This is a genomic window from Faecalibacterium sp. DFI.5.82, assembly GCF_029076575.1.
Classification (GTDB): domain Bacteria; phylum Bacillota; class Clostridia; order Oscillospirales; family Ruminococcaceae; genus Faecalibacterium; species Faecalibacterium duncaniae.
Genome location: NZ_JARFIS010001237.1, coordinates 1 through 206, shown reverse-complemented (window position 1 = coordinate 206; position 206 = coordinate 1). Strand labels below are relative to the sequence as shown.

General features: G+C 46.6%; 1 rRNA gene. It reads left to right on the top strand.

Features of this window, described 5'->3' with window-relative positions:
* Positions 1 to 206, top strand: a 23S ribosomal RNA gene (locus tag P0G09_RS20870); the annotation flags it as partial.

Sequence of the window (206 nt, the reverse complement as noted above, 5' to 3'; positions counted from 1 at the left end):
TTCGGGGAGCTGCAAATAAGCATTGATCCGGAGATTTCTGAATGAGGAAACTCACCTGGGTTCATACTCAGGTACAATACACTGAAATTTAAAATAGGTGTATTGAGGGAACCGCCTGAACTGAAACATCTAAGTAGGGCGAGGAAGAGACATCAAACGAGATTCCGTAAGTAGTGGCGAGCGAACGCGGAAGAGGGCAAACCGAG